The organism is Bacteroides sp. AR20, assembly GCF_964250605.1.
GTDB lineage: Bacteria > Bacteroidota > Bacteroidia > Bacteroidales > Bacteroidaceae > Bacteroides > Bacteroides uniformis.
In genome coordinates, this window is record NZ_CAXUGK010000002.1 from 238997 (window position 1) to 251471 (window position 12475).

Consider the following 12475-nt stretch of genomic DNA (forward strand, 5'->3'; position numbering starts at 1 on the left):
ATTACAAACAAAAAATTAGTTTTAAAAGCACATCACAAATGTAAGTAATAAAAAGTGAATTATCAAGTCTTTGCCATTGTTTTTTATGTTACTTCGCTACAAATCTGAAAATAAACCCGTAACTTTGCACCGATATTAACCGAATACTAACCGGTTTTAACCATTGAATAAACAATGTTTTCAACAAAATATTAATAAGTACCACTATGGAATACAATTTCAGGGAAATTGAAAAGAAATGGCAGAAAAGGTGGGTGGAAAACAAAACCTACCAAGTGACGGAAGACGAAACGAAGAAAAAATTCTATGTACTGAACATGTTCCCCTACCCCTCCGGTGCGGGATTGCATGTAGGTCATCCGCTGGGATATATTGCTTCGGATATTTACGCCCGCTACAAACGACTGCAAGGTTTCAATGTACTGAATCCCATGGGATATGACGCTTACGGACTTCCAGCAGAACAATATGCCATACAAACGGGACAGCACCCTGCAATTACGACCGTCAACAATATCAACCGATACCGTGAACAGTTGGATAAGATAGGTTTCTCTTTCGACTGGAACCGCGAAATCCGTACCTGCGAACCGGAATATTACCATTGGACCCAATGGGCATTCCAAAAGATGTTCAACAGCTACTACTGCAACGATGAAAAGCAGGCACGTCCCATCCAGGAACTGATTGAAGCATTCAGCCAAACCGGTACCGAAGGAATAAACGTGGCTTGCAGCGAAGAACTGAGTTTCACCGCCGCAGAGTGGAATGCCAAGAGCGAAAAGGAACAACAGGAAATCCTGATGAACTACCGTATAGCCTATCTGGGCGAGACGATGGTAAACTGGTGCCCTCAGCTGGGAACCGTACTTGCCAACGATGAAGTGGTGGACGGCGTAAGCGAACGAGGCGGCTTCCCCGTCATTCAAAAGAAGATGCGTCAATGGTGTCTCCGTGTATCTGCCTATGCACAACGCTTGCTGGACGGACTCGATACCATCGACTGGACCGAATCCCTGAAAGAAACCCAAAAGAACTGGATAGGACGCAGCGAAGGCGCTGAAATAGAATTCAAGGTAAAAGACAGCGATTTGGAATTCACTATCTTCACCACCCGTGCAGATACCATGTTCGGCGTCACCTTCATGGTATTGGCTCCCGAAAGCGAACTGGTACAGCAACTTACCACCGACACACAGAAAGATGAAGTAAACGCTTATCTGGAACGCACCAAGAAACGTACCGAACGCGAACGTATTGCCGACCGTAGCGTTACCGGTGTATTCTCCGGAAGCTATGCCATCAATCCCTTTACCGGTGAGGCAGTTCCCATCTGGATAAGCGACTATGTACTTGCAGGATACGGTACGGGTGCCATCATGGCTGTGCCTGCGCACGACAGCCGTGACTATGCTTTTGCCAAGCACTTCGGTCTCGAAATTCGTCCGTTGGTAGAAGGCTGCGATGTAAGCGAAGAGAGCTTCGATGCCAAGGAAGGCATTGTATGCAACTCTCCACGCGAAGGCGTTACTCCCTATTGCGACCTCTCACTGAACGGGCTGACCATCAAGGAAGCGATTGCCGCTACCAAGAAATATGTGAAAGAGCATAACTTGGGACGTGTAAAGGTGAACTTCCGTCTGCGCGATGCCATCTTCTCACGCCAGCGCTATTGGGGCGAGCCGTTCCCGGTTTACTACAAGGACAACATGCCTTACATGATTGACGAGAGCGCCCTGCCCTTGGAACTGCCCGAAGTAGCCAAATTCCTGCCTACCGAAACCGGTGAACCTCCATTGGGACATGCCGCAAAATGGGCTTGGAATACCGTAAACAAATGCGTCGTAGAAAACGAAAAGATAGACAACATCACCGTCTTCCCGCTGGAACTCAATACTATGCCCGGATTTGCCGGTTCAAGCGCCTATTATCTGCGCTACATGGACCCACACAACAACCAGGCACTTGTAGACAAGAAAACGGATGAGTACTGGCACAATGTAGACCTTTACGTAGGCGGTACCGAACATGCCACCGGTCACTTGATATACTCCCGTTTCTGGAATAAGTTCCTGTACGACCTCGGCATTTCCGTAGCCGAAGAACCGTTCCAAAAGCTGGTGAACCAGGGCATGATTCAAGGACGGAGCAACTTCGTCTATCGCATCAAAGATACCAATACATTCGTGTCCCTGAATCTGAAAGACCAGTACGACACTACCCCACTCCACGTGGATGTGAATATCGTATCCAATGATGTTCTGGACCTTGAAGCCTTCAAGGCATGGCGTCCAGAATACGAAACTGCCGAGTTTATTCTGGAAGACGGCAAGTACATCTGCGGATGGGCTGTGGAAAAGATGAGTAAATCCATGTTCAACGTTGTCAATCCCGATATGATTGTCGACAAATACGGTGCCGACACTCTCCGCATGTACGAAATGTTCCTCGGCCCGGTAGAACAATCAAAGCCGTGGGATACAAACGGAATAGACGGTGTGCACCGCTTCATCAAGAAGTTCTGGTCACTGTTCTACGACCGCAACGACAATTATCTGGTAACGGATGAACCTGCCACCAAGGAAGAACTGAAATCCCTCCATAAACTGATTAAGAAAGTGACGGGAGACATCGAGCAATTCTCTTACAACACAAGTATCAGTGCCTTTATGATTTGTGTAAACGAGCTGTTCGGAATGAAATGCAGCAAGAAGGAAATCCTGAACCAGTTTATCATCGTTCTGGCTCCCTTTGCTCCGCATGTATGCGAAGAGTTGTGGGAGACACTGGGCAATGCAGGCTCCGTATGCGATGCCAAGTGGCCGGTATGCAACGAAGAATACCTGGTGGAAGATACGGTCAACTATACGGTTTCCTTCAACGGAAAAGCACGGTTCAACATGGAGTTCCCGGCAGATGCGGCATCGGATGCCATCCAGACTGCTGTATTGGCCGACGAACGTTCTGAAAAATGGATGGAAGGCAAGTCCATCGTCAAAGTAATCGTAGTGCCGAAGAAGATTGTGAACATCGTTGTCAAATAACAGATATGCAAATTACAAAACCAACCAAAGCGGAAGTGACGAGAGAGCTGAAGGATTATATCTTCATCACTCTGGGACTCATCAGCTATGCACTGGGATGGGCGGCATTCCTCATTCCCTATCAGATTACGACCGGAGGTACTACCGGTATCGGTGCCATCATCTATTATGCCACCGGATTTCCCATCCAGTGGTCATACTTCATCATCAATGCCGTACTGATGACTTTTGCCATCAAGATACTCGGACCGAAGTTCAGTATCAAGACTACGTTTGCCATCTTCGGACTCACTTTCTTCTTATGGTTTTTTCAGTTGCTGGTGAACGGTTCGGACGGCGTCCCTCCCCAACTGCTGGGCGAAGGACAAGACTTCATGGCTTGCCTGATAGGTGCGGCAATGTGCGGTGCCGGACTGGGTATCGTGTTCAACTGCAACGGCAGCACGGGAGGTACGGACATCATTGCAGCCATCATCCATAAATACAAGGATGTCACTCTGGGACGCATGATTATGGCTTGCGACTTCATTATCATCAGTTCCTGCTATGTGGTATTCCATGACTGGCGACGCGTGATATTCGGTTTTGTAACTTTGTTTGTCATCGGATTTGTACTGGATTACATAGTCAACAGTGCCCGGCAATCCGTTCAATTCTTTATTTTCTCCAAAGAATATGAAAAGATTGCCGACCGCATCACCAAAGAAACCCATCGCGGTGTAACGGTACTCGACGGTATCGGCTGGTACAGTAAACACAACGTGAAGGTACTGGTCGTCCTTGCCTACAAACGCCAATCGGTAGAAATATTCCGGATGGTGAAAGATATAGACCCGAACGCTTTCATTTCCCAAAGTTCCGTCATCGGTGTATACGGAGAAGGTTTCGACCGGTTGAAAGTGAAATAGGGACTTGTATAAGCCACAAGTATAAGGAGAACATAATATGAGAAAGAAATTTGTATTTGCCACCAACAATTCACACAAACTGGAAGAAGTGACTGCCATTTTGGGAGAGAAGGTCGAACTTCTCAGCATGAAGGATATCAAATGCGATACTGACATTCCGGAAACTGCAGACACACTTGAAGGAAATGCTTTGCTGAAAGCAAGATATATCTTCGATAACTATCATCTGGACTGTTTTGCCGACGATACCGGTTTGGAAGTGGAGGCCCTTGGTGGGGCACCGGGTGTATATTCCGCCCGTTATGCCGGCGATGCACACAATTCGGAAGCAAACATGAAGAAGTTGCTGAAAGATATGGAGGGCATCGAGAACCGTAAGGCACAATTCCGTACCGTATTTGTACTTATCATCGACGGAAAGGAACATCTGTTTGAAGGCATCGTGAAAGGAGAAATCACGAAAAACAGAAAAGGCGCTTCAGGCTTCGGTTACGATCCCATATTCATTCCCGAAGGATATACGCAGACTTTTGCAGAAATGGGGAATGAACTGAAGAATAAAATCAGTCACCGGGCATTGGCCACTAACAAGTTGTGTAAGTTCTTAATGAGATAATGTTTTTAATGTGCTGATATGCCAATGTGCTAATTGGCTGCGCTGTCACGCCGAAAGGTCATTGGCACATTGGCATATCAGCACATTATAACCCCAGTTGAGCCGATATTTCCAACATCCTCTTAATCGGTTTCACTGCTTTTTCTGCAATCTCAGCATCCACCTTTATTTCCGGTGATTCGTTTTTCAAACAATCATAAAGCTTTTCCAGTGTATTCAGCCGCATGTAACTGCATTCATTGCAGGCACAAGTGCTGTCGTTGGGAGGAGCCGGAATAAATGTTGTCTGCGGGCATTGTTTCTGCATCTCGTGCAGGATACCGCTTTCGGTAGCTACAATGTAGCTCTTTTCGGGATGTGCCACTGCGTACTTCAGCAAAGCTGCCGTAGAGCCTACCACATCAGCCAGTTTCAAGACTGTACTCTTGCATTCGGGATGTGCCAGTACCACCGCATCGGGATGCTGCCGTTTTATTTCAACAATCTTTTCAACCGAGAATTCCTCGTGTACATGGCATGCGCCATCCCATAATAACATATTTCTTCCGGTAATGGAGTTGATATAATTACCCAAGTTCCGGTCCGGGCCAAAGATTATTTTCTCATCTTTGGGGAAGCTTTCCACAATCTGCTTTGCATTGGTAGAAGTTACCACCACATCGGTCACCGCCTTTACGGCAGCCGTTGTGTTCACATAGGATATCACCGTATATCCGGGATGCTCTTTGACAAACTGACTGAATTTGTCTGCCGGACAACTGTCTGCCAACGAACAGCCTGCCGCCATATCGGGCACCAGTACCTTCTTGTCGGGACAAAGCACCTTTGCCGTTTCTCCCATGAAGTGAACGCCGCACATCACGATAATGTCCGCTTCCGTCCGGGCTGCCCATTGTGCCAAAGCCAGACTGTCGCCCACGTAATCGGCTATATCCTGTATTTCACCTTTCTGGTAGTAATGGCCCAGAATGATTGCGTTCTTCTCCTTCTTCAGCTGCTTGATAGCTTCTATAAGATTATCCATAATTATATTTTTTAATTTCTCTTTCTTCTTTAAAAATCCTTTGATAGTGATGATAGGCTGTTAATAGTGTGGACAAATAAATACGATTTTTCTTGCCCATGAAGTTATTAGTATCAAGCTGAATTTTACTCTTATGCTTATAAACCGGGGTTTTTAAGTTTATCCGTTGATAATAAGACTTCTGCTAAACAGCATTAACATGTTGTTAATAATATGCAAAGTTAATAACTTTAGAGTTATAAACCGATGAAACCAGGCTGAAAAATATGTTGAATGAAGCCTGGAAAATTCTCCTTAACTTTTTTGGTTTGTTCGTTTCACTGCTGTAATATGCAGACCTTTGAATAATGCAAGGATTATTTTTAAAATTGTTTCCCTATTATATTGACACCTTTTCAACGGTTATTAACCGGGATATAAACGGAAAAAAGTATCTTTGCAGGGAGATTTAAAAGTATATTGTCATGCGTAAACTGAAGATAACTGAACTGAATCGTATTAGTGTAGAGGAATTTAAGGAAGCCGAAAAACTGCCTTTGGTAGTGGTATTGGATAATATCCGCAGTCTCCATAATATAGGTTCCGTTTTCCGTACTTCGGATGCTTTCCGCATCGAGTGCATTTATCTTTGTGGCATTACAGCTATCCCACCCCATCCGGAGATGCACAAAACAGCTTTGGGAGCGGAATTTACCGTAGATTGGAAATATGTTGATAACTCTGTTGAAGCTGTTGATAACCTAAAATCCGAGGGATACATCGTTTATTCTGTAGAGCAGGCAGAAGGTAGTGTGATGCTGGACGAACTGGTGCTGGACAAGACTAAAAAGTATGCTGTGGTAATGGGAAATGAAGTGAAGGGTGTTCAACAAGAAGTGATTGACCATTCGCACGGTTGCATTGAAATTCCTCAATACGGCACAAAGCATTCGTTGAATGTATCGGTTACGGCGGGTATTGTTATTTGGGATTTATTCAAGAAACTGAGATAATAACAGGGCTGTTAATAAGCTGTCAATATATCGGGTTTGTTGGAGCTATAGATCGAACACGGTGCATCTATAGATCCAGCGTGTTGCATCTATAGCTCCAATAAACTAGTTCTATATAGGTATGATGAGAGATTTTATGAACAGTGGTTTATTTTTATAATCAACCACTTCATTCATTGTAAATTAATGCTTTATCTCCTAATTTATCCTTTTTGTTAACCATGTATTCAACACATATCGGTTGTATGTGGAAAACTTGCTGTACAGTTGGTGTCTTTTCTTATTTTTTGTATATTTGCTGAATATATATAAATCATATCGATATGAAAAAGATAATATCTTCATGGATAGGCATTTTTGTAGGTTGTACTATTCTGGCAGCAGGTTTTGTTTACTTTATCAATCCTTATAATCTTGTTCCTGGCGGGGTGTATGGAGCCAGTATTGTGCTTCATAATCTGTTCCCTTCTATTCAGGTAGGTACTTTCGGTTATATGTTTGATATTCCTTTGCTTATCATTTCCGTGCTGGTACTGGGAGCAAAATTGGGAGCACGTACTATCGTGGCGGCACTATTCACTCCGCTTGCCATGAATGTGCTGTCTCTCCTCTCCTATCCTTCTGAAGAAGCGCTCCATCAGTTGGACCCTACACAGTTGCTGGGTGGCAGTCTGAATATGTCCGACCATTTGATGCTGACTTCTGTGATTGGTGCGGTGGTTATCGGTATAGGCTGTGGTATTGTAGTGCGTAGCCGGGCTACTACAGGAGGTACGGATATTGTGGCGATGATATTGCAGAAATATTGCCATATACGTTTTTCAAAGGCGATACTGCTGGTAGATGGTATTGTGGTGGGATTCGGCCTATTGGTTATCGGTTTCGGTATCGGAAATCCGGATGATGCTACACAACCTTCGTGGCATTTGTCTTTCTATTCACTGATAGCTATTTTTGTCACTTCGAAGGTATTGGCCTATGTGATAAATGGGGAGAAGAATGACAAGATACTGTTTGTCATCAGTGATATGCGCCTTACCGCTTTGCACGACTATATTCTTAAAGATTTGGACCGTACAGCCACTTGCATCAAGAGTAGTGGTCTTTATACCAATGTAGACAAGGAAATGCTGTTTCTTGTGGTGAGTTACAAGGAAGTGGTAGGTATCAAGCAGAAGATAAGGGAAGTAGACCCAAAGGCTTTTGTAGTGGTTACCGATGCTTATGATGCATTTGGTGAAGGTTGGAAAGAGCTTCCGATGGCAGGAGAGGTACAACCCGAATAGGTAGTAATAAACAATTGTTCATTCTATTATTAACTGAATATATAGCTTAATATCAATTGTTTAATAACTAATTATTTGTGTTGCTAACATAGTTTTCAACATGGTGTTAACGATAAGTTTTTTGTTTGAATGAACGGTATTGTTGCGAAGTCGATGATGTGGAACTTATGGCATGGTTGCCATAAATTGAGTGCAGGTTGTAAGCATTGTTATGTTTATCGTGGTGATGCCCGGCGAGAGGTGGACAGTTCGGTGGTGGTGCGGACAAAAAACTTTGACCTGCCTTTGCGTAAAAAGCGTAACGGAGAATTCAAGATACCACCTGGAACATTTGTCTACACCTGCTTTACTTCCGATTTCTTTGTGGAAGATGCTGACAAATGGCGGGCCGAAGCATGGGAGATGATTCGTTGTCGCAGTGACCTGCATTTTATGATGATTACCAAGCGTATAGACCGTTTTTCTGACTGTCTGCCCGATGATTGGGGAGACGGATATGATAATGTAACCATCTGCTGTACGGTTGAAAACCAGGCTTGCGCCGATTATCGCTTGCCCATTTATAAGAGGGCTCCCATAAAGCATAAGATAATAATCTGTGAACCGCTGCTGGAAAGGATAGATTTAAGTACTTATGCTGTTGGCGAATGGATTGAACAGATAGTTGCAGGGGGAGAATCCGGTTACGAAGCCCGCCCTTGTGATTTTGAATGGGTGATGGACCTTCGCAGAATTTGTGTGGAAAATAAAGTGGACTTCTGGTTCAAGCAGACCGGTTCTAAGTTCGTCAAAGACGGAAAGACATATAATGTGAAACGCCAATTTCAACATTCGCAGGCACGCAAGGCGGGAATAAACATCAGTTTATAATTGTCCGCTTTCTACCATCAATATCACCCGTTCGGTCAATGCATCGTCTCCCATAGGGTCGTATTGCTTCTTTAGACTGGCGCCGAAGAGTGCGGCAAAAGTCTGGTAGAAACCGGCTTTGAAAGGGCCCATAAAAGCTTTTACCAGTTCATATCCGGTGGAGTTGGTCTGTCGGTCTACCAATTTTATTAACAGTTTGCCTTGGGCAAAGGTAAGTTTCTTCATGCGGGGAGTGTATTGCTCCTTCAAGCTTTTCTCTACTGCTTTCATGTGTTTCTGGCGGGCTTTCTCGGTGGGCAGGGTCATCATGTATTCGTAGGTTTCAATGATGGCACGGTTAATCTCCTTGGAGATGGGAAGTACCTTCTTTACGTCACGAATGAGTTTGTAGTACTTGTTCATGTCGCGCTTGTTCTTGAATTTAAGCGGCTTGAAGATGTAGACAGTGGGGAGCTTGACATAAGGGATGGTATCTCCTTCGTAAACGCACATGGGAGTAAGATAGACACTCTTTTGCGCAGCAGACTGTGGTTGCTGCTGTGCAAAGCATTTCAGGCTTCCGAGAGAAAGAAACATGATGAGTATTACTATGTTAAGCCTTGCGTTCATGTTGCAAAAGTACACCATTCTGTGTAATGTTGTTGCATCATGTTGATTTTTCCTTGCTCAATTAACTTATTTAAGGTAACTTCGCTTCCCAAAACATGAAAGTGACCTACTATTAATGGAATTACTCAAGATAGGAGTTTTTGTAAGTATGCTGTCAATGACTCCTATGCTTGAAGCTCAAAATATATCCGGCCTTCAGAAAGAACAGCCTTTACTTCTTTTGGAAGAAAATTTGGAACAACTCTCCATCGGGAATGAGGAAGAATACGGTTGGGAAGATGAATTGGAGGAGTTGTCCCGACGTCTGCAAGAGCCTGTCAACCTCAATGCCGCCACTAAACGGCAATTGGAGCAGTTTCCTTTTCTTACGGATATACAGATAGAGAATCTTCTGGCTTATGTCTATATACACGGACAGATGCAGACCATTTATGAATTGCAGCTGGTGGAGGAGATGGATAAACGTACCATCGACCTACTGTTGCCCTTTGTCTGTGTGCAGGCAGTGAAAGCGGGTAGGGGGTATCCTGCTTTAAAATCTATACTGAAATACGGGAAACACGAAACATTGGCACGTTTGGATGTACCGTTCTATATCCGTAAAGGATATGAGAAGAATTACCTGGGACCTTCCCTTTACCATTCTTTGCGCTATAATTTTCATTATGGAGATTATCTCCAAATAGGCGTGACGGGAGAGAAGGATGCCGGAGAACCCTTCTTTGCCCTGCACAACAGAAAAGGCTATGATTACTATTCTTTCTATTTTCTGATAAAGAATCTGGGGCGGCTGAAGGCTTTGGCATTGGGCAATTACCGTCTGAGCTTCGGGCAGGGACTGGTACTTAGTACGGATTTTCGTTTAGGAAAAACATTCTCTATGTCTACAACAGAATATCGTACCGGAGGCATCCGTAAGCATAGTTCTACTGATGAGTACAATTATTTCCGGGGAGTGGCGGCAACGGTGGGAGTATTGCCTTACTTGGATATTTCGGCTTTCTATTCGCATCGCTCCATGGACGGTGTGGTGGAGGATGGCGAGATAACTTCCATTTACAAGACGGGATTGCATCGCACGCAGAAGGAGGCAGATAAAATGAATGCCTTTGCCTTGCAGGTGATAGGTGGAAACATGACCTATGAAAAGAACTCTCTGAAGGTGGGAGTGACGGGGATTTACTATTTTTTCGACCGTCCTTACAAGCCTCGGTTGAACAAGTATGCAAAGTACAATCTTCATGGAAGTGATTTCTATAATGTGGGCATGGATTATAGGTATCGTCTGGGCCGTTTTGTCTGGGTGGGGGAAGCGGCAACCGGCAGTAAAGGCTATGCGTTGCTGAACCGGCTGAAGTATAATCTTTCTTCCGATTATCATCTGCTACTTGTTCACCGGTATTATTCATATGATTATTGGACTTTGTTTGGGCGTTCCTTTGGCGAAAGCAGTATGCCGCAGAATGAGAACGGATGGTATCTGGCAGCAGAGGCCACACCTTTCGCCCGGTGGAAGTTTTTCACTTCACTGGATGTGTTTTCTTTTCCTTGGTGGAAATACCGTATAAGTAAGCCCTCAAAGGGAGTGGATGCCATGTTTCAGGTTACTTATACTCCTCGAAAGAGCCTTTCGATGTATTTTAATTATCGGTACAAACAGAAAGAAAGAGACGTGACGGGTACAAGCGGTGCAGTTATCGAACCTATCTATCACCATAAACTCCGTTATCGGCTGACCTATATGCCGGGAAGATATATCTTTCGTACTACAATAGATTATAACCACTTCCGTCAGCAGGATGGGAAAGGGTATCGCTTTGATAGACGGCAAGGTTATCAGTGTACTCAACTTTGCTCGTACACTTTCCCCTTCCCTCTGTCAGTTTCCGTGCAGGGAACCTGGTTTCATACGGACGATTACGATTCGCGTGTTTACGCCTCCGAGCGTGGATTGTTATATACTTTCTATACCCCTTCCTTCTATGGCAAAGGGTTCCGTTACTCCGCTCATCTGCGATATGATTTGAGTAAGAACTTCATGTTTCTTGCCAAATTCGGACAGACGGTTTATCAGGATAGGGAGACGATTGGTTCGGGCAATGATGAGATACCGGGAAATAGGAAAGCGGACTTGCAGATGCAACTGCGTATCAAGTTTTAGAAACTGTTTTAATTTTATTTTTCAGGTTGCCTCAGAAGAAAACTGAAATAAAATTAAAACAGTTTTTTAGAGTCTTCTCTTTATCTGTCACTTTCTTCCAACATGAAAATTTCATTTACAGTCTTTCCGAATATCTCTGATATTTTCAATGACAGCAAGGTGGAAGGGACATACTTTCCCGATTCTATGGCATTGATGGTTTGCCGGCTCACTCCTATGGCTTCAGCCAATTGCTGTTGGGTCATATGCTTGATGGCTCTTTCTACCCTTAATGTATTAGTCATTGTTGCTCCTCCTAAATTTATAAAGTTCAATGTTGTACTTTATGATGAACAGAAACAATATCATGAACAAGTCTATAAATACAAAATTAAGATATTGCATGTCATAAATCAGCATAGTGCATACTATCAGTAGGGAATACGCTGTTATGGTAGCCCAGATAAGAGAGTTTGAACGAATATTGGCAATGCATTCATCTTCGTCCTTTTCTTTTGAGAAAGCTATGAACAAGAGTGAAACCGTAAGCCCTATCATACTCAACTCGTCGAATAAAGAGTTCTTGATAATACCCCAGGGAATTACTGACAACGCGTTTACCTTCAACCAATCTTCATTGCTGCCGTCGAAAAGGCAGATGAAGGACGTGATGGCGAATGGGACAAATAAACACCAACCTATCTTTCTGAAAGTGGTTGGAAATAAATAGTTCTTTCTCATAATACTATGCATTTAGATGCTATCTGCAAATGTAATGTATACTTTACATATAAACAAGTAAAATAGATAAAATGTAATGTATGATTTACTTTTTTAACATGAGATGTATGCTTTATAAAGGGAATATTTTCTTTTATGGGTAAACTTTTGCAAGCCGAACATTGCCAGATACCATAGTTTTCACTTAACTTTGGAGCGGTAAGATTGTTTAAGCATTAATCAAACCGTAAATCGTCAAATCGTAA

11 protein-coding genes are annotated in these 12475 nt (G+C 43.7%); 7 read left to right on the plus strand and 4 right to left on the minus strand.

The annotated features are described in order from the left end of the window. Positions 1-206 precede the first annotated feature (206 nt). From leuS to ACESTD_RS02215, 3 genes are read left to right on the plus strand one after another with little or no spacing between them, the layout of a single operon-like run. The gene (leuS, locus tag ACESTD_RS02205) at positions 207-3044 is read left to right on the plus strand and encodes a leucine--tRNA ligase (protein WP_215421376.1); all 2838 of its coding nucleotides are present in this window, start codon (positions 207-209) and stop codon (positions 3042-3044) included. Positions 3045-3049: 5 nt separating this feature from the next. Next, on the plus strand, positions 3050-3952 hold the full coding sequence (locus ACESTD_RS02210; protein ID WP_005825197.1) for a YitT family protein: 903 nt from the start codon (positions 3050-3052) through the stop codon (positions 3950-3952). Positions 3953-3989: 37 nt separating this feature from the next. Next, a complete protein-coding gene (locus ACESTD_RS02215; protein WP_005833965.1) occupies positions 3990-4568 on the plus strand; it encodes a non-canonical purine NTP diphosphatase in 579 nt (192 codons plus the stop codon). An 85-nt stretch (positions 4569-4653) separates the two neighbouring features. Here ACESTD_RS02215 and nadA read toward each other — a convergent pair whose 3' ends face one another. Beyond that, a complete protein-coding gene (gene nadA, locus ACESTD_RS02220) occupies positions 4654-5592 on the minus strand; it encodes a quinolinate synthase NadA (RefSeq protein WP_005825202.1) in 939 nt (312 codons plus the stop codon). Positions 5593-6056: 464 nt separating this feature from the next. Here nadA and ACESTD_RS02225 point away from each other — a divergent pair, with 464 nt between their 5' ends. The 3 genes from ACESTD_RS02225 (at position 6057) to ACESTD_RS02235 (ending at position 8740) form a co-directional block, all read left to right on the plus strand. Next, complete coding sequence (locus ACESTD_RS02225) at positions 6057-6584, plus strand: RNA methyltransferase (protein ID WP_009037513.1); 528 nt, start codon at positions 6057-6059, stop codon at positions 6582-6584. A 323-nt stretch (positions 6585-6907) separates the two neighbouring features. After that, positions 6908-7870 (plus strand): YitT family protein, encoded by a 963-nt coding sequence (locus tag ACESTD_RS02230; protein WP_373158607.1) that lies wholly within the window; start codon positions 6908-6910, stop codon positions 7868-7870. Positions 7871-7999: 129 nt separating this feature from the next. Beyond that, positions 8000-8740, plus strand: a complete 741-nt coding sequence (locus ACESTD_RS02235; protein ID WP_009037514.1) for a DUF5131 family protein — start codon at positions 8000-8002, stop codon at positions 8738-8740. On the opposite strand, the gene ACESTD_RS02240 is transcribed toward ACESTD_RS02235, so the two are convergent. After that, complete coding sequence (locus tag ACESTD_RS02240; protein ID WP_005833968.1) at positions 8735-9367, minus strand: DUF4294 domain-containing protein; 633 nt, start codon at positions 9365-9367, stop codon at positions 8735-8737. The genes ACESTD_RS02235 and ACESTD_RS02240 overlap by 6 nt on opposite strands. 97 nt (positions 9368-9464) lie before the next feature. Here ACESTD_RS02240 and ACESTD_RS02245 point away from each other — a divergent pair, with 97 nt between their 5' ends. Next, positions 9465-11510, plus strand: a complete 2046-nt coding sequence (locus ACESTD_RS02245) for a helix-hairpin-helix domain-containing protein (RefSeq protein ID WP_373158606.1) — start codon at positions 9465-9467, stop codon at positions 11508-11510. Positions 11511-11590: 80 nt separating this feature from the next. Here ACESTD_RS02245 and ACESTD_RS02250 read toward each other — a convergent pair whose 3' ends face one another. Further along, positions 11591-11794 (minus strand): helix-turn-helix transcriptional regulator, encoded by a 204-nt coding sequence (locus ACESTD_RS02250; RefSeq protein WP_008662275.1) that lies wholly within the window; start codon positions 11792-11794, stop codon positions 11591-11593. Then, entirely contained in the window at positions 11787-12230 is a 444-nt protein-coding gene (locus ACESTD_RS02255) for a hypothetical protein (RefSeq protein ID WP_117588639.1), read from the minus strand. Before ACESTD_RS02255 ends, ACESTD_RS02250 begins: the two co-directional genes overlap by 8 nt. Positions 12231-12475: the final 245 nt, after the last annotated feature.

Bases quoted from the DNA above. Each gene is read 5' to 3' on its own strand.
- nadA (WP_005825202.1), bottom strand. From the start codon at position 5,592: ATGGATAATCTTATAGAAGCTATCAAGCAGCTGAAGAAGGAGAAGAAC.
- ACESTD_RS02240 (WP_005833968.1), bottom strand. From the start codon at position 9,367: ATGGTGTACTTTTGCAACATGAACGCAAGGCTTAACATAGTAATACTC.
- ACESTD_RS02235 (WP_009037514.1), top strand. From the start codon at position 8,000: ATGAACGGTATTGTTGCGAAGTCGATGATGTGGAACTTATGGCATGGT.
- ACESTD_RS02225 (WP_009037513.1), top strand. From the start codon at position 6,057: ATGCGTAAACTGAAGATAACTGAACTGAATCGTATTAGTGTAGAGGAA.
- leuS (WP_215421376.1), top strand. From the start codon at position 207: ATGGAATACAATTTCAGGGAAATTGAAAAGAAATGGCAGAAAAGGTGG.
- ACESTD_RS02250 (WP_008662275.1), bottom strand. From the start codon at position 11,794: ATGACTAATACATTAAGGGTAGAAAGAGCCATCAAGCATATGACCCAA.
- ACESTD_RS02215 (WP_005833965.1), top strand. From the start codon at position 3,990: ATGAGAAAGAAATTTGTATTTGCCACCAACAATTCACACAAACTGGAA.
- ACESTD_RS02210 (WP_005825197.1), top strand. From the start codon at position 3,050: ATGCAAATTACAAAACCAACCAAAGCGGAAGTGACGAGAGAGCTGAAG.
- ACESTD_RS02255 (WP_117588639.1), bottom strand. From the start codon at position 12,230: ATGAGAAAGAACTATTTATTTCCAACCACTTTCAGAAAGATAGGTTGG.
- ACESTD_RS02245 (WP_373158606.1), top strand. From the start codon at position 9,465: ATGGAATTACTCAAGATAGGAGTTTTTGTAAGTATGCTGTCAATGACT.
- ACESTD_RS02230 (WP_373158607.1), top strand. From the start codon at position 6,908: ATGAAAAAGATAATATCTTCATGGATAGGCATTTTTGTAGGTTGTACT.